Source organism: Treponema endosymbiont of Eucomonympha sp. (genome assembly GCF_001028545.1).
Genome location: NZ_BBPW01000016.1, coordinates 1 through 15,800, shown reverse-complemented (window position 1 = coordinate 15,800; position 15,800 = coordinate 1). Strand labels below are relative to the sequence as shown.

The window sequence follows — 15,800 nt, the reverse complement described above, 5'->3', positions numbered from 1 at the left end:
GAAGTGCCCACTTCAGGACTCCTGACACGCGCACTTCAGGACTCCTGAAATGCGCACTTCACAACCTCTGAAGTGCGCGCTTCACAAAGCCCGGCGCGGGCGGTACCTTGATCGGCGGCGGAAGCGGCGTATACTGGCGCAATACTTTGGGGCAGGAGGCTATGATATGAAAGCAACAAAGAGAATCGTGGCGGCGGCGCTGGCATTCGCGGCGACATTGTCGGCGAACGCGGCGGGAAACGCCAAGAACAGCGGCGCACAGCCGCGCGAAATCATCGTCGGGGCGGCGGCGGCGTACCCTCCGTACTGGTACCTCGACGAACACAACAAGCCGACCGGCTTTGAAAGGGCGGTGCTGGACGAAATCGACGCGCGGCACCCGGAGTTCGCGTTCAGGTATCAGGCGCAGAGTTTTGCCAATATCCTCCTGTCGCTGGAGGCGGGCAAAATCGACGTGGCGGCGTGCCAGTGCGAATACAATGCTGAGCGGGCGCAGAAATACCTGTACGGCACGGTCGGCTACACCACGTTTCCTCTGCATTTGGGCGTGCGCGAGAACAACTTCAGCATACGCTCGTTCGACGACCTGAAGGGCAAGACGGTGGTGGTGCTAATCTCGCCGAGCAACGCGTATTACATAACGAACAAGTGGAACGAGGAGCACGGGCGCCCGTTCAAATTCATCTTTGCGTCGACCTTCGCCCTTATATGCGAGGACATCGCGTCGGGCAGGGCGGACGCGACGGTGTCGACGGCGCGCGACTTCGAGCGGTGGAACAAGGAATATGACGCGCATCTCCGCGTTGTGCAGCCGCAGGTATACGACTCGGACACGTACTATCTGTTCAATAAGCGGACAGGCGCGGAACTGCAAAAGACCCTCGACGCGGCGCTGAAAGAACTGAAGGACGACGGCACAATAAAGCGGCTTTCCCTTGAGTGGCTGGGCGGCGACTTTGTCGCCAAGTGAGGGGCGCTCGGCGGCAGCCGAACGACCGAGTTTCTTGAGGAAACTCGGCATAGAGGTAAAGCCCCGCGCCGCGCTCATACGCACCCAGAACAGAGGCAGCGTTAAGGGCTTAACAGAGGCAACGATAGGGCTAACAGAGGCAGCGATAGGGCTAACAGAGGCAGCGACACGGTCGGCAGAGAGGCTCTGTCTAGAACAGGACAGAGACACTGTCTAGAGTAGAACAGAAGCACTGTTCTGTTCGAGTGTAAGACCGACACCCGCCCGTGCAGGGGATCGACACTACTGCTTGCAGGGGTCGACTTACTGGACTATAAGCTGTCTGCTTACTGGACAGACGAGAGGCATAGAGGCTAAAACTTATCTGCCGAGTTTCCTGAAGGAACTCGGACATTCGGCTACCGCCGAATGCGCATTCGGAGGCGGCATGATGATTCCTGTTCCTATCGCGGTGTTCGTATCGGGCGGCGGCACCAACCTGCAGGCATTGCTCGACGCGGAACGGGCGGGCGCCCTGCGTTCGGGCAGAATCGCGCTGACGGTTTCCAGCTCCCCCGCCGCCTTCGCGCTGGAGCGGGCACAGGCGCGCGGCGTTCCCGCGTCGGGCTTTGTGAAGCGCGCACTTCAGAGGTTGTGAAGTGCGCATTTCAGGAGTCCTGAAGTGCGCGTGTCAGGAGTCCTGAAGTGGGCACTTCAGAAGTCGTGAAGTGCCCACTTCAGGCTTTGCCTATATGCCGAGTTCCTTCAAGAAACTCGGTCGTTCCCCGTGCAAGGGGAACGTTTCATGCGCACCAAACGCCTCGCTTCATGCGCACCAAACCTTATATGCCGAGTTTCCTCAAGAAACTCGGACGTTGCCCGTAAGGGCAACGCGAAACTCGGTAGCAAGCCGCAGGCTTGCCTTATGCCCGCCGCGCCCGGATGACGCGGGGCTGCCCGCTCAAGTCGGCATACGCCGTAATGTCGGCGAAACCCTGCTGCGCCAGTTCCGCCTGCGCCGCGCCGCTGTGATATTCGCCCGTCTCAAGCAGGAAATACCCGCCCACAGACAGGCGCCGCCACGCCTCGCCCGTTTCTATTGAGGACTTGCGCAATTCAGCCTTTGCCACAGCGACTCCCTATATGTTTTCCTTTGACGAATCGGACAGGGGCAATGCCTTATACATTTGCCCCCGCTGGGAAAACAACAACAGGTTTTTGTTGCTACGCCCGACCTTGAAAGCGGGTGTAGTTTTGGGGCGCAAAAACATCGTTTAACATACAGTTTACGCTGCACCGCAGTAGCGGCTTTGCCTCCACAAAACCCCAGTCGGCGCAGTAGCGCCTTTGTGGGGTTTTTCTCCGGCACATTTGGGGCGGGGGTCAATGCTTCGCATTGCCCTATTACCCGCCCCAAACGTCGTAAACTTTTCACGTTATACGCCATTTGCCCTAACATTGGTTGAAAAATATAAAAATAATAAAAAATTTACTAAAGAAAAGTTGACAAAATAATAAAAAATTTACTAAAGAAAAGTTGACAAAATAATAAAAACATATTAGAATGAGTTTGACTTTTATTTGGAAGATAATATAAATGAAGGACATTATTATAAAGAAATTTTCTCCGGAATTAATGGACGATTATTTATTCTTTTTTGATAATATTGGTTTTAGTGATCATGAAGACTGGTCATGGTGTTATTGTACATCTTATTATTTTGATGATGAAATAGGAAAAATATTAGACCATTCGGCAAAAACGGGAATGAGAAATGAAGCAATATTGTTAATAAAAAATAAAATGATTAATGGATATTTAGCATATCAAAATGATGAGGTTATTGGATGGTGTAATGTAAATAAAAAAAATAGTTATATACGTATAACTAATAGAAAAGAATTATGTGATGATATTGATAATGAAATAAAATCAATAGTATGTTTTTTAATTGCTCCAAATATGAGAGGAAAGGGAATTGCGACAAAAATATTAAAGAAAATTTATGAAGATTCAAAAAATGATGGAACAAAATATATAGAAGCATATCCATTAAAGAATGGAAAAAATTGTTTTGAAGAATATCCTGGACCTATAAAATTATATGAAAACATGGGGTTTATAAAATATAAAGAATTGGAAAATGAAATAATAATGAGAAAGGAAATAGAATAATAAAGTACGGGCAAACGGCGTATAACATACGCTATACGCTGCGCCGCAGTAGCGGCTTGGCTTCCGCTCCCTGTCGGTCGCTACAGCACATTTTCCGGCGGGCGAAACTGCGTTTCGTTCTTATCCGCCGGAAAACGTCGCAAACCTGGAACGTTATGCGAAATTGGGCTAAAATTAGTGTCAATTGGGCTAAAATTAGTTGACAAGATTGAAAAAAGATATTATAATAATCTTTTAAGGAGAAAAACATGGATTATAATCAATTGGTAAGCTTTATTACAATGGTCACTACTTGTAGTGGTGTAATTGAGGTTTTGATTTTACTTGCTTTTGGTTTGGTAAATGCATTCTTCAAGAAACAACTCGATCATGTTTATGAACAATCGATAGAAACATTCAAAATGGATTTGACCAGAGAATATACAAAGGATATTGAGTCAATTAAAGCAGAAATTAGCGCAGGAAAAGAAGAAAGTTTAAAAGAAATTCAAAAATATTTAGATGTTGCCTTCCGAAATGAAGCGGCTGTTTCAATAATTACAGCGAATATGGTGATTAATGCGGATAAAGTCAGAATAGAACTTTATCAGAAAATTTATGGGCTATTTTTAAAAATAATGTATTCACATGATACTATTTTAAAAGAAGCGGATAAAACGAAACAAAAGGAAATGATACAGGCTTTGCATAATGAAATAAATAATATTCGAACAGATATTTTTGCGAATTCAATATATTTGGGAGGACTTATAGATTGTTTATTGCCTGCTCAAATTGGACTTTGGAATGATTTGGGCGTGCTTGAATCAAAAATTGCTGGAACATGGCGGGGCCAAACTCCAGAAGATTTTAAATCTTCTAACGAGATACGGAATGCAGAAAAATGGATTTCAGAGAATATGAAACCATATCTAACAATTAATAATATTGATCTACCCAAAGAAATGATAGATGAATTAAATAAAAAAAGGACAGAGATCATTAAAGAAAATTTAGCAAAAAATTAAGTACGCCCAACTTCGCATAACATACAGTTTACGCTACGCCGCAGTAGCACCCTTGGCTTAGGAAGAATCCCGTCCCATAATTCATACCGTATGCTCCGAAACGCATTGCGCCTGAATGCCGCGGCAAAACAGCGGGCGGGGTTACCGCGTTTCTGCCGCCGGACTTCTTTATAGCCTGTCCTATGAGCCAGCCGAGCGCGTTTCGGAGCAGCCCGCGCCCAGTTGCCCTAAATCTGCTATTGATACGCGCCCGTCACGCGGCTTAAAAACTGGCGGGTGCGTTCTTCTTTGGGGCGGGCAAAAATCTCTTCCGGTGCGCCTTCCTCAACAACGACGCCTTTGTCCATAAAGATAACCTTGTTTGCCGCATCCTGCGCAAAACGCATCTCGTGGGTTACCACCACCATCGTAACCCCTTCGCGCGCGATGCGTTTTATCACCGACAGGGTTTCGCCCACCAGTTCCGGGTCGAGCGCCGACGTCGGCTCGTCAAAAAGAATCACTGCGGGATTAAGGACTATCGCACGGGCTATGGCGACACGCTGCTCCTGACCGCCGGAAAGCCGGTTCGGGTAGGACGCGAGTTTGTCCGACAGCCCCACTTTGGCAAGCGCCGCCTTTGCCAGCTCTTCCGCCGTTTTTTTAGGAACATTCCGAGCGGTAACTAAGCCTTCCATGACATTCCCGAGCACCGTCATGTTCTTAAATAGGTTGAAATTCTGAAACACAAACGCGGTTTTTCGCCGTATGTCTAAAATTTGTTTTTTGGTTGCGCGGGCAAGGTCGAGCGTCGTATCGTCTATAGTAAGCGTGCCGGCGTCGGCTTTTTCCAGAAAATTGACGCAGCGCAGCAGCGTCGTTTTTCCGGAACCGCTCGGCCCGATTACAACAATCACGTCGCCTTTTTCAACGCGGAGGTCAACTCCCCGTAACACTTCATTCTTGCCGAATGATTTATGCACGCCCGTAACTTCAATCATACCGCACTGCCTTTATTTGTCCCGGTACCGGCTGAGTTTCCGTTCTAGCAATTTTGAAAGTTTTTCAATAGCCACACAGATAGCCCAATAGATTAACGCCGCCGCGACATAGCTTTCCAAAAACTTGTAATTGATAGTAGCGGGAATTTGCGCGGCGTTCAAAATATCCGTCACGGAAATGTAATACAACAATGCCGACATTTTAATAAACACAATCAGATTATTGCACAGCACCGGCACCGCCACCGGAATCATCTGGGGCAGCACAACCCGTTTGAGGGTTTGATAGCCCGTAAGCCCCACGGAATATGCCCCTTCATACTGACCGCGAGGCACCGAAAGAAACGCGCCGCGTATCGTTTCCGAAACCGTCACCGTGCCGTTCAATGAAAGCGCAATAACGGCGATAACATTCATGCTGATGTTTTTTGAGGTAACGTTCAGGCGCAGCGCTTCCGAAAACGCGTTAAACCCGTCAACAATCAAAAAATATACTATATATAAGAGCAGAATCGCCGGAACCGCTTTGATAACCGTTATATAGATTTGCAGCAATTTTGAAAGATACGGCACGTTGTTCAGCCGGACAAGCGCAAACACCGTGCCACACAAAAAGCTGACGGCAAACGCGCCTCCCGACAGCGCCGTGGTCAAGGGGACGGCGGAAATGCCGGCTTTGAGCGCCACGGTCATAAACGAAAGGTCAAATCCCACGGCGCGCCTCCTTGAATATTTTTGATTTCAATTTCTTTTCGAGCAGGCTGAGTAAAAAACTGAACAAGATACTCAATAATACAAAAATCACCGCGGCGGCTATGTAGCCTTCAAAGACGTGGTGGGTACGAATCGCAATCGCGCGCACTTGCCCCACCATATCGATCAAGCCGATAGTAAAACCGAGCGAAGTATTTTGCAGGAGCGCCAACAGACTTACCGAAAAACTAGGCAGCGCGATAAGCACCGCCTGAGGCGCCACCACGCGAAAAAAGGCTTGCGCAGAAGTGAGTCCCACCGAATACGCCGCCTCGCGCTGCCCCGCGTCAACACTGCTTATGGCGCTGCGAATTATCTCCGACAAGAACGCGCTCATGTTCAGCGAGTAGGTAATACAGACAAAAAACAGTTTGGGCCAGCGGTTTGCGTTGACGCCGAATACTTTGAGCAGCACCGGCAGCCCGAAATACACCACAAATAACTGCACGATTATCGGCGTGCCGCGAAAAAACGAAATGCCGGTACTTGTTATCTGATATAACGCCGGTGCCTTTGCGAGGCGGATTACTGCGGCGATAGTGCCCAGTATAAGCCCGCCGGTCGTTGCGACAAACACAATAGACAGCGTAACCGGCAATCTCATCAGGATAAGCGGCAGTTCCTCCGCGAGCCGTGCCCAACTAAAAAAATCATTCATCAGCCGACGCCAAGAAGTCCAGCGCGAAACCCGCCGTCGCCGCTATTCCAAGCGGCAGCGCCGCTTCGTCAATATCAAACAGGTCGCTGTGCAGTTCCGCGCCGCTGCCTTTTTCTTCATTGCGTATGCCGAGCTGCAGCATCACCGCAGGATAGCGTTTGCCGATAAGCGCAAAATCGTCGGAGCACATCATCGGCTCGTGGGCGTTAATCAAGTGTTCCTCGCCGATATAGGAGCGTATCGCGTTTTGAGATATGGCCGCCGCCGCCGCGTCGTTTTTTATCGGCGGCAGCGCGACTAAAAAGCGGTTCACCGTATAGGCGCAATGGTACGCCTTGGTTATGCCTTCAAGGAGGCGGAGGACTTCATCGTGAAAAATCTCTCCGCAGTCTTCGTTGTAAAACCGCACGCTCAAAACAAAATGCAGCGCGGGCGAAATCACATTTGCCTGCGCTCCATAGTCAAGTTTTCCCACCGCCAGCGTAAACGGCTCAAACGGTGACGTGTGTTTGAGCCGGATGTCTTTAAAGCCCTGATACAGCGCCGCCCAGCAGTCCAGCGGATTATTGGCCAAGTCGGGACGGGAGCCGTGCCCGCCGCTTCCGGTAATCGTTATGTCAAAGGCTGCCGGGGACGCCATGACTGCCCCCGCCACCGAGGCGATTTTCCCCGCCAGCAAGTCAGGCCGAACGTGAATCGCGTGTGCCCCGTCAATATGAATATGTTTGGCGTCAACATACTTTAAGATTTCGCGCAAGTTGCCGTTTCCCTCTTCGCCGCGCTGAAACAGCAGGATAATCCGACCCGGAATCTCGTCGTTGAATGGCGCAAGCAGTTTTGCCGCCGCCAGCAGCATCGCCGTGTGGGCGTCGTGCCCGCAGGCGTGCTGAATTCCGGGGTTTTCCGAAATCACCTCGCGCTCGCGTTTGAGATTGCGCGGGTTTTCGCTGATAGGGAGGGCGTCAATATCCGCGCGGAGCAGCACCGTTTTGCCGCGCCGCTCGTCCCCCAGCAGCGCCAAAATACCGCCGTCCTCCACCTCAATCCAAGGCGCGCCGAATTCGTCAAGGAGACCGCGCAGGTACGCGAGGGTCTCGAATTCCTGCCCGCTTCGTTCGGGGTGGCGGTGCAAGTGGCGGCGCGTTTCAACGCACCAGTCTTGCAGCTCCAGCGCGCGCTGAAACAGACCATTGGGGAAAAAGCGTTCCGCAGGTTTCATCTGCCTACGGCTTCAGATCGGGAAGGATACCGGAATAATCACGGTCAAACCACTTTGAGCTGTATTTTGACAAAGTGCCGTTAGAGCGCAGTGTTTGCAACGCCTTATCAACAGCGTCGCGCAATTGTTCGTCGCCCTTGCGGAAAATGTAATAGGTGTAACCGGGCAGCAGCGTTCCGCCCACCCCCTCCACGCGGTTGCCGTATGCCCGCCGTGTTTCAGTCAGGCGCTTTGTTTCGGTAAAAAAGGCGTCGTAGCGCCCTTCCTCCAATCCCTTTATCAGCGTTTCCTCGTCCAGTGAACCATAGGCAATTTTTACCGGCACCGCGGCGGTGTCTTTGTTGTAGTTTTCCAGATAATAGGAAATGTTGGAACCGGAACTGGCAGACACCGTCTTGCCCTCAAGGTCTTTAAGCGAATTTATGTCCTTTCTGCCGGCCTTTACCGCGATAACGTAGTTGTAATGGCCGTAAGGCACCTTGCCGTAGAGGTATTTTTCCTGCCGTTCGGCGTTTTTGGCATAGTTATGCGCCGCGAGGTCAAATTTGCCCGCGTCCAGCCCCACCAAAATTGAGCGGAACTCGGCGGTATCAAAGCTGAAGCGGTATTGCGGTAGCAGCTCGTCCACCGCTCGCAGCACGTCAAGCTCATAGCCCACCAGTTCTCCCTTTGCGTCAAGGAAGCAGAAACCCCAGAACGAGTTCCCGGTTCCTACCACCACTTCCCGCGCCTTGCCGCCTTTACCCGCGGCAGCGGCACTCATTGTTGCGACAGTCGCCGCAAAAAATACCGCAAAAAACACCATTTTTTTTCTTTTCTTCATCATCCCCTCCATAGTTTCCAGATTTTTATCATACATATCCTATGATTTTAGTCAGGTTACGGCGGTATAGGTTTTTTGTCAAATACCCTGAACGCGCATTTGACAAAATGCTCCCGTCCCGCAATTTATACCGTATGCCCCGAAACGCAGTGCGCCTGAATGCCGTAAAACAGCGGCGGGTTTACCGCGTTTCCAGCCGTTGCCTGAGCAGCTCGGTCGCGCTTTTGGGGTTCGCCGTGCCGCCGGACTTCTTCATAACCTGCCCCATAAGCCAGCCGAGCGCGTTGGTTTTGCCCTTCCGAAAGTCGGCGGCGGCGGCGGGGTTCTCCGCCAGCACTTCGTCCACGCAGCGCTCGATTGCGCCCGCGTCCGTAAGCTGCGCCAAGCCGGATTCGCGGATAATGTCGGCGGGGTACTTGCCGGTTTTGAGCATCTCGGCGAACACGCCCTTCGCCTGCTTGCTCGTAATCGCGCCGTCCGTAAGCGCGTTCGCCAAATCCGCGATATGCTTCGGGCTCAGGCTGACTTCCGCTATGGATATGCCGCGCTCGTTGAGCACCGCGAGCAGTTCCGCCAGAATCCAGTTCGCCGCCTTCTTTGGCTCGCGGGACAGCTTCGCGGCTTCCTCGAACCAGAGCGACAGGGCGCGGCTCGACGTGAGCGTCTCGGCGTCAAAATCGCTCAAGCCGAAGTCCTTCCTGAAGCGCGCGCGCTTCGCCTCCGGCAGCTCGCCCACGCGCGAGACGGCGCGGGAGATAAAGTCCTCGGATATATGGAACGGTTTTATGTCCGGCTCCGCGACGAAGCGGTAGTCGACGAACGAATTTTTCGTGCGCTGAATCACGGTCTCGCCCTTCGCCTCGTCCCAGCTCATAGTGCGCTTGAACCCCGCGCTGAACTCCTGCCGGTCGGCGCAAAACTCGGCAAGCTGCCGTTTCGCCTCATACGCGCAGGCGTCGCGGACGGCTCGGAACGAGTTGAGGTTCTTGATTTCGGAGATCGGCGTATGGAACGCCGCTCCGCCCTCCCACACCGTCAGGTTGACGTTCGCGTCGCAGCGCAGGCTGCCCTCCTCCAGATTGCCGTTCGTCGCGCCCACGTAGCGTAGGATTTCCTGCACCGTCTGCATAAACAGCGCGGCTTCCTCTGGGGACGAAATGTCCGGCTCGGTAACGATTTCGATAAGCGGCGCGCCGCAGCGGTTGTAGTCAATATAACTGTGCCCGCCCTCGGCGTGCAGGCTCTTGCCCGCGTCCTCTTCAAGGTGAACGCGCCCGACGCGGATTCGGCGGTACGCTCCGGCGGCGCAGGGCTCGCCCGCGAAGTTGTTCGGGCGGAACAGCGCGCCGCCCGGCCGCTGGCTTTCCGGCAGGCGCGAAAGCGGCAGGTCCACCCAGCCTCCGGCGCAGAGGGGAATATCGTACTGCGTGATTTGGTAGCCTTTGGCAAGGTCGGGATAGAAGTAGTGCTTGCGGTCGAATTTGGCGTAGCGAGAGACGGCGCAGTTCAGGGCGAGCCCCGCGGCGGCGCCGAGCTCCACGCAGCCGCGGCTTATGCGGGGCAGCGCGCCGGGCAGACCGAGGCACACGGGGCACACCCGCGTGTTCGGCATTCCGCCGTAGCGGTTTTCGCAGGCGCAGAAGGCTTTTGTGTTTGTCAGAAGCTGGCAATGTATTTCGCAGCCGATAACGGCTTCGCAGCGTTCCGGCGCGGTTCCGGCGCATTCCATTCGCCCAGCATAGCGCAGGCTGTCGGCGCGTGTCAAAGGCGTTCGGCGGTAGCCGAACGCCAGAGTTTGCCGCACGCCTTCGGCGTGCTACCGAGTTTGCTTTGCAAACTCGCTTGGCATAGAGGCTTCGCCTATGGATGAAGATGTACTGGACAGGACACCGACCCCCTGCAAACGATAGTGTCTATCCCCCGCAAGAGCGGGTGAACGGCGCAGAGGTTCCCGCCCTTCGGCAAGTCCGCTCGGCAGGTAACCAGCCGTTCGGTGCGCATGAAGCGTTACCCCTACGAGGTAACGTTCGGGTTCCTTGAAGGAACTCGGCAGAGAGGCAGGCGCAGGGAACGGGTAAGGCTTGAGTTTTCTGAAGAAACCGCCGCCCGGTCGTTCCCCTTGCGGGGAACGACCGGGTTTTTTGAAAAAATTCGGCAGCGAGGCAAAGCCCGCATGCCGCACACTCGCGGGGCACAGGCAAGACATAACGGTAAAACCTTTGTATCACATAGAGATAAACGGTATACAAACAAAACCGGACGCGACCTTCAGCAGCGTTTATGCGCCGCTCGCAAGGTTTTATGCGTGGCCCACAAAATTTTATGCGCCGCTCACAAGGTTTTATGAGTCGCCCATAAAATCGTATGAGTTACTCAGAGGTTTTTATGAGTCACTCATAAAATTGTATGAGCGGCTTAAAACCGAGTGCGGGCGACTTGTCCGGCGCCGCGCCTTTGCCGGAAAAACGCTTGACAAGGCGAAAAACATCTGTCATAGTAGCGGGGAAAAGCTGCGGTACCGCGCAGTCTTTGCAAAAGACATCGACGGGAAAGTCCGCGGAGGAGCGCAAAGTGAAAAAGTTCTGTCTGATCGGCGTGAGCGGCGCCGCGCTGTGTTTGGGCGTGTTTTACGCCTGCGACAGTCCGCTGTCCGCTACGGCTGCAAAAGAATCAGCTTCGCCCGAGAGATTCCTTGTAAAGCCGATTACCGTTACAGACCGGGTGAGCGGGCGTGAATACAAGACGTCCGGCGGGTGGGGATCGGGTCAGATTGACGGCAAATACCGCATTGTAAGCCTGACCACAAGCGGCGCTAAAAAAGACTTTGAGAAAATTGTGGAATTGCTTACCGATTCTCACGGCAAGGAAGCGATAAGCCCGGTCGGCAGAGAAATCGGCTTTTCAAAGAAAAAAGACGCACTTTGCGACGTGGAATTTGTTAGTATAGGCGCTGAAAGAGCTGTCGAGCGGTGGGATGGTCCCTGGGAAGACGCGGTGCGCGTATCAAAAAAGTTTGTATACTGCAAAGGGTGGTTCAGCGAGCTTTAAGCCGCTGGCGGGCGCGGGTAGTGCGCATGCCTGCACAGGCGCAGTCAGCGGGCGGCGCATAAAGGCGGGGCGAAAACCCCGCCTTTTGCATGCTCAGCGCAGGCGGCAAAAATCGTTATTTTGCGCAGAAATGCCCCCAAAGCGTTGACAGGACGCCGGACAGCCTTTAGCATCCGCATAAAAACATTGGGAGGCGTCTATGAAAAGGTTTTTGAAACGCGCTGCTGTTGCAGCCGTCGGGCTGGCTCTCGGAGTGTCCGGCTGCGAAAAGAAAAAGGACGCGCCGGGGGTAAAAACGGTAAAAGCGGCAGCGGCTGCGACAAACGTTCCGTTCTCGTATATAAACAGCGACGGCGAATACGACGGCTATGAAGTCGCCGTATTGAAAGAAATCGATAAGCTGCTCCCGCAATACGAATTTAAAATCAGCGGCATGGATTATGAAGCGACGACCGTCGCGCTTGAAGCGGGGAATACTCCTATAGCCATGTATACGCTGGTTCGGAGCGAAGCCCGAAAAACAAAGTTCATATTTCCGGAACAGTATACGGCGCTCACGCCGGTAAACTTTGTAACCCGAACAGAACATAAAAACCTTAATTCACTGGACGATTTCGCCGGCAAAACCATAGGATGTGTCGTCTCGTGGTATAACTACACTTTCCTTTCTTCGTGGAATAAGGCGCACCCGGACAAAAAGCTCATTCTGAAGGGCTACAATGACACGAGCGACGCCGACTTTATCAATATGGTAAACAGAGGCGACATAGACAGCGCGCTGGTATATCCGTCTTCCTTTGACATAATCGTTAAGGAACTGGGAATAACAAACCTGCGTCTTACGCCTCCGGCGTTTATCGCGGACACCAGTTTTATGCTGGCAAAAAACGAAACGGCATTATGCGGCGATATTGACGGCGCCATTAAAGCCCTGCGCGAAGACGGAACCTTAAGCAGGCTGTCGAACCAATACCTGGGCTACGATATGTTTGCCGCGTACGCGGCGCAGTTTGAAGCGCAGGGAACAGTGCGGTAACGCAGACCGGACAGGTCTGCCCGAACGCGCTTCAGGCTTGCCTGAACGCAGAGCGGGTTCAGATACACGCGGGGAAAAGCTGTCTAGAGGCGGCGCATAACTGCCTAATTCTATCGTATAATTGCTCCAATACAACATATAACTGCCCAAACACGGCTCATATTTGGGCAATTCCGGCGTATATCTAGACAGATACAAAATATATTTAGGCAGATACAAAATATATTTAGGCAGATACAAAATATATTTAGGCAGATATAAAACATATCTAGGCAGATATAAAACATATCTAGGTAGATATAAAACATATCTGGGCAGATATAAAACATATCTAGGCAGATATAAAACATATCTGGGCAGATATAAAGTATATCTAGGTAGTTATAAAGTATATCTAGGCAGTTATAAAGTATATCTGGACAGTTATAAAGCATATCTGGACAGTTACAAAGTATATCTGGACAGTTATAAAGTATATCTGGACAGTTATAAAGCATATCTGGACAGTTATAAAGTATATCTGGACAGTTATAAAGTATATCTGGACAGTTATAAAGTATATCTGGACAGTTATGCGCCCTCCGGTTCCCGCGCCGTCTATACGCCGACTTCCCTCAAGAAACCGCCGCACGCCGTAGCGTGCTACCGAGTTTGCTTTGCAAACTCGCGGGATAAAGGCTGCCGCTAAACTCGGCAGGCGCAAAGCGCTCCCCGCCGCTTTTCTGCGCAAAAACGGCAGGAAAGGCGTTGACAAAACCGCCGGATTATTTTATGCTGTCGTAAAAATCTGCGGGGACAGAGGCAGTCCGCGGTGGCGTAAATCTTTTATGTTAGGCGCTATTTTTTTGTTTACCTTTATCGTTGCAGGCGCCCTCCACGGCGTCTGAAGATTTTAATCTTCTTGACGAAAAATTCAAAAATTCCTATACTGGCATGGTCAGTTGGTAAAACTGACGGTTTTCAGGCAGCTTTTCTCGTACAAACATACGTATAAAAGACTCCATACGGTATTATTTTTTTTCTCAGAGCGGAGTATAATATGGACTTTTATATGAGATTGCCCCGAAATAAACGGGAATTTGTCCTTTTTATGGCTATAATTTCAATATTATCAGTCAACGTCATCGCGCCATTAATCACTATGTTTGAAATGGAATTTAGTTTGAGCGTATGGGTTTATGTTCTAAAGGTAATACCTTTCATTTGGCCCTGTGTTATTGCCTTGGTATTGCTTACATACAAACCTGCCGCGTGGCTAACCGAAAAAATCGTTGCCAAAAACGACAGTTTTAAGGCTCATATTACAATCAATATTATGTGTACCGTTTTTCTTATGTCCATTTTTTTAACAATAATTGGCACGTGGATCGGTCAACATCATATTAGCATAGAACCCATACAATATTTCTTTTATAAATGGCCGCGTAATGTTGCTATTTCTTTTGCAGTAGAATGTTTTTTTGCACAGCCGATTGCACGTATTGTAATGTATAAATTACACAAGTCAACGGACGTACAAAAACCACAAACGCACTGGAAAGCGCATACACAGGACGCCCAAAAACACGGCTGGAAATACAGCATGACCGATAAATAAAGGAGACGCAAAATGCCGGCAATAGCAGCATTGGCGCTGGCGGTAAATCTTGTGTTCTTTACGTTTTTCACTGCAAAGTGTAAAGAGCACGCGGATGAACACCCGCAGAAGAATAGCCAGTATATGGTATACGAAGAAAAGGAGTAGAAAATGGCGGCACGAAGGGTTGCAAACACGGGCGCCATAACCCGAATGAATAAGAAGGCATATCAACGTTGCTGGGAAAGCAGCGCGAACAGGTACGTTTTGCACTAAGAGAATGCGTTTGCGGAGGTAAACGAATATGAAAGTTATCGGAATCAACGGAAGCCCGCGTAAAGGCTGGAACACAGACCTGCTCGTGCAGGAAGCGCTTAAAGGCGCCGCTTCAAAAGGCGCGCAAACCGAACTGGTTCACCTGTACGATTTGAACTTCAAGGGCTGCATAAGCTGCTTTGAATGCAAGCGCGTGGGCGGCAAAAGCTTAGAGCATTGCGCGGTAAACGACGACCTCAAACCGGTGCTTGCCAAAATCGACCAAGCCGACGCGCTGATTATCGGTTCGCCTATTTACATTAGCGAAGTTACCGCGTCCGTCCGCGCGCTCATCGAGCGTCTCACGTTTCAGCATATCACCTATCGGCAGGACGGGCGTTTGCTGAACACCCGCCGCATACACACGGCGCTCATCTTTGATATGAATGTCTCCGAATCACAGCTTGACGCTTTCGGATACCGCGCGAAGTTTAGCGAATACGAAAAACTGTTTACCCGCATAATCGGTCCGGCAAAGTCATTATGCGTAACAGCGACTTTGCAGACAAACGATTACGGCAAGTATGATATGACCGCGCTGAACGAAGCTGAACGCAAACAACGCCGGAATGACGTTTTCCCGCATGATTTGCAAAAATCATTTGCACTGGGAGCGTGGCTGACTGCTTAAAAACCGGTATGCCGCGTTCGGCTTTGCCGAACGATAGAGTTTGCCGCACGCCTGTAGGCGTGCTACCGAGTTTGTTCCGCAAACTCGGTAGCATAGAGATAAGGGGTTTTCGCCTATACGACGGGGCGTTTCCCTGCCTGTCCGGGCAGCAGTTCCTTTATCTGTTCCCACGCCTCATCGCTTATACTGTGACGGTGAATGCCTTCATTTCTTTTCGTGCACCCTTTCCGTCCGCATTACCTAGGTAGTGTGGACTAAAGAGGAGGAGAGAGGTAAAAAGGGAGATATGAATGAAATACTCCACAGCAAACTATGGAATATTTCATTAAAATCGTTTTCGGCACCCTCAAACGCTGGCGAGGAATCGCTACGCGCTATGCAAAGCTTACCGTTTCCTTCATCGTTGCTATTCATATCAGGTGTTTTCCTTTACATCCACCTTCAAGTCCACACTACCTAGGCGGGAGAGAGGCTCTGTCTAGGGCGGGACAGAGACACTGTTCTAGGTAGTGTGGACTGGATAGGGGAAAAGAGGTAAAATAGAGGCATGAAAAGAAATGAAGGCATTCACCGGCACGATATAAGCGACGAGGCGTGGGAACGGATAAAAGAACTGCTGCCCGGACAGG

The 15,800-nt window shown here is 51.1% G+C and carries 17 protein-coding genes and 1 pseudogene; 11 read left to right on the top strand and 7 right to left on the bottom strand.

The features are described from left to right. The first annotated feature begins 166 nt into the window (after positions 1-166). Both AWU74_RS01665 and AWU74_RS12565 read left to right on the top strand, forming a co-directional pair. The gene (locus tag AWU74_RS01665) at positions 167-970 is read left to right on the top strand and encodes a transporter substrate-binding domain-containing protein (RefSeq protein WP_062326969.1); all 804 of its coding nucleotides are present in this window, start codon (positions 167-169) and stop codon (positions 968-970) included. Between the two features lie 289 nt (positions 971-1,259). Then, entirely contained in the window at positions 1,260-1,607 is a 348-nt protein-coding gene (locus AWU74_RS12565; protein ID WP_238580120.1) for a formyltransferase family protein, read from the top strand. Between the two features lie 265 nt (positions 1,608-1,872). Here the strand turns inward: AWU74_RS12565 and AWU74_RS01655 are convergent, their stop codons facing one another. After that, on the bottom strand, positions 1,873-2,079 hold the full coding sequence (locus AWU74_RS01655) for a hypothetical protein (RefSeq protein WP_062326964.1): 207 nt from the start codon (positions 2,077-2,079) through the stop codon (positions 1,873-1,875). 467 nt (positions 2,080-2,546) lie between these two features. On the opposite strand from AWU74_RS01655, the gene AWU74_RS09890 reads away from it, so the two are divergent. Beyond that, the gene (locus tag AWU74_RS09890) at positions 2,547-3,125 is read left to right on the top strand and encodes a GNAT family N-acetyltransferase (RefSeq protein ID WP_162504654.1); all 579 of its coding nucleotides are present in this window, start codon (positions 2,547-2,549) and stop codon (positions 3,123-3,125) included. A gap of 248 nt (positions 3,126-3,373) precedes the next feature. Continuing rightward, a complete protein-coding gene (locus AWU74_RS01645; RefSeq protein WP_062326960.1) occupies positions 3,374-4,132 on the top strand; it encodes a hypothetical protein in 759 nt (252 codons plus the stop codon). A gap of 236 nt (positions 4,133-4,368) precedes the next feature. Here AWU74_RS01645 and AWU74_RS01640 read toward each other — a convergent pair whose 3' ends face one another. The 6 genes from AWU74_RS01640 to gatB form a co-directional block, all read right to left on the bottom strand. Continuing rightward, complete coding sequence (locus tag AWU74_RS01640) at positions 4,369-5,112, bottom strand: amino acid ABC transporter ATP-binding protein (RefSeq protein ID WP_062326959.1); 744 nt, start codon at positions 5,110-5,112, stop codon at positions 4,369-4,371. Between the two features lie 12 nt (positions 5,113-5,124). Further along, a complete protein-coding gene (locus AWU74_RS01635) occupies positions 5,125-5,826 on the bottom strand; it encodes an amino acid ABC transporter permease (protein ID WP_062326957.1) in 702 nt (233 codons plus the stop codon). Continuing rightward, on the bottom strand, positions 5,816-6,523 hold the full coding sequence (locus tag AWU74_RS01630) for an amino acid ABC transporter permease (protein ID WP_062326955.1): 708 nt from the start codon (positions 6,521-6,523) through the stop codon (positions 5,816-5,818). The genes AWU74_RS01635 and AWU74_RS01630 overlap by 11 nt, the downstream gene beginning before the upstream one ends. Continuing rightward, positions 6,516-7,742 carry a M20 metallopeptidase family protein gene (locus AWU74_RS01625; RefSeq protein WP_062326953.1) on the bottom strand — a complete coding sequence of 409 codons (1,227 nt, stop codon included), beginning with the start codon at positions 7,740-7,742 and terminating at the stop codon, positions 6,516-6,518. The genes AWU74_RS01630 and AWU74_RS01625 overlap by 8 nt, the downstream gene beginning before the upstream one ends. 4 nt (positions 7,743-7,746) lie before the next feature. After that, entirely contained in the window at positions 7,747-8,601 is an 855-nt protein-coding gene (locus tag AWU74_RS01620; RefSeq protein ID WP_062326951.1) for a transporter substrate-binding domain-containing protein, read from the bottom strand. 145 nt (positions 8,602-8,746) lie between these two features. Continuing rightward, positions 8,747-10,294 (bottom strand): Asp-tRNA(Asn)/Glu-tRNA(Gln) amidotransferase subunit GatB, encoded by a 1,548-nt coding sequence (gatB, locus tag AWU74_RS01615; protein ID WP_062326970.1) that lies wholly within the window; start codon positions 10,292-10,294, stop codon positions 8,747-8,749. Positions 10,295-11,136: 842 nt separating this feature from the next. On the opposite strand from gatB, the gene AWU74_RS01605 reads away from it, so the two are divergent. From AWU74_RS01605 to AWU74_RS09880, 7 genes and pseudogenes are all read left to right on the top strand, one after another. After that, positions 11,137-11,613: a hypothetical protein gene (locus tag AWU74_RS01605; protein WP_062326947.1), complete on the top strand. Its 477-nt coding sequence runs from the start codon at positions 11,137-11,139 to the stop codon at positions 11,611-11,613. Positions 11,614-11,812: 199 nt separating this feature from the next. Further along, positions 11,813-12,649: a transporter substrate-binding domain-containing protein gene (locus AWU74_RS01600; RefSeq protein WP_062326946.1), complete on the top strand. Its 837-nt coding sequence runs from the start codon at positions 11,813-11,815 to the stop codon at positions 12,647-12,649. Between the two features lie 163 nt (positions 12,650-12,812). Next, the gene (locus AWU74_RS09885; RefSeq protein WP_162504653.1) at positions 12,813-13,337 is read left to right on the top strand and encodes a hypothetical protein; all 525 of its coding nucleotides are present in this window, start codon (positions 12,813-12,815) and stop codon (positions 13,335-13,337) included. A 402-nt stretch (positions 13,338-13,739) separates the two neighbouring features. Beyond that, positions 13,740-14,246, top strand: a complete 507-nt coding sequence (locus AWU74_RS01585) for a hypothetical protein (RefSeq protein ID WP_202966387.1) — start codon at positions 13,740-13,742, stop codon at positions 14,244-14,246. A 12-nt stretch (positions 14,247-14,258) separates the two neighbouring features. After that, positions 14,259-14,393 carry a hypothetical protein gene (locus AWU74_RS13115; RefSeq protein ID WP_306698596.1) on the top strand — a complete coding sequence of 45 codons (135 nt, stop codon included), beginning with the start codon at positions 14,259-14,261 and terminating at the stop codon, positions 14,391-14,393. A 136-nt stretch (positions 14,394-14,529) separates the two neighbouring features. Next, positions 14,530-15,171 (top strand): flavodoxin family protein, encoded by a 642-nt coding sequence (locus tag AWU74_RS01580; RefSeq protein ID WP_062326940.1) that lies wholly within the window; start codon positions 14,530-14,532, stop codon positions 15,169-15,171. 336 nt (positions 15,172-15,507) lie between these two features. Next, positions 15,508-15,603 (top strand): annotated as a pseudogene (locus AWU74_RS09880) (IS5/IS1182 family transposase); the annotation flags it as partial. Positions 15,604-15,800: the final 197 nt, after the last annotated feature.

Coding starts and splice junctions, on each gene's coding strand:
- AWU74_RS01580 (WP_062326940.1), top strand. CDS start 14,530: ATGAAAGTTATCGGAATCAACGGAAGCCCGCGTAAAGGCTGGAACACA.
- AWU74_RS01665 (WP_062326969.1), top strand. CDS start 167: ATGAAAGCAACAAAGAGAATCGTGGCGGCGGCGCTGGCATTCGCGGCG.
- AWU74_RS01645 (WP_062326960.1), top strand. CDS start 3,374: ATGGATTATAATCAATTGGTAAGCTTTATTACAATGGTCACTACTTGT.
- AWU74_RS01630 (WP_062326955.1), bottom strand. CDS start 6,523: ATGAATGATTTTTTTAGTTGGGCACGGCTCGCGGAGGAACTGCCGCTT.
- AWU74_RS01640 (WP_062326959.1), bottom strand. CDS start 5,112: ATGATTGAAGTTACGGGCGTGCATAAATCATTCGGCAAGAATGAAGTG.
- AWU74_RS01620 (WP_062326951.1), bottom strand. CDS start 8,601: ATGTATGATAAAAATCTGGAAACTATGGAGGGGATGATGAAGAAAAGA.
- AWU74_RS01600 (WP_062326946.1), top strand. CDS start 11,813: ATGAAAAGGTTTTTGAAACGCGCTGCTGTTGCAGCCGTCGGGCTGGCT.
- AWU74_RS09890 (WP_162504654.1), top strand. CDS start 2,547: ATGAAGGACATTATTATAAAGAAATTTTCTCCGGAATTAATGGACGAT.
- AWU74_RS01585 (WP_202966387.1), top strand. CDS start 13,740: ATGGCTATAATTTCAATATTATCAGTCAACGTCATCGCGCCATTAATC.
- AWU74_RS13115 (WP_306698596.1), top strand. CDS start 14,259: ATGCCGGCAATAGCAGCATTGGCGCTGGCGGTAAATCTTGTGTTCTTT.
- gatB (WP_062326970.1), bottom strand. CDS start 10,294: ATGGAATGCGCCGGAACCGCGCCGGAACGCTGCGAAGCCGTTATCGGC.
- AWU74_RS01625 (WP_062326953.1), bottom strand. CDS start 7,742: ATGAAACCTGCGGAACGCTTTTTCCCCAATGGTCTGTTTCAGCGCGCG.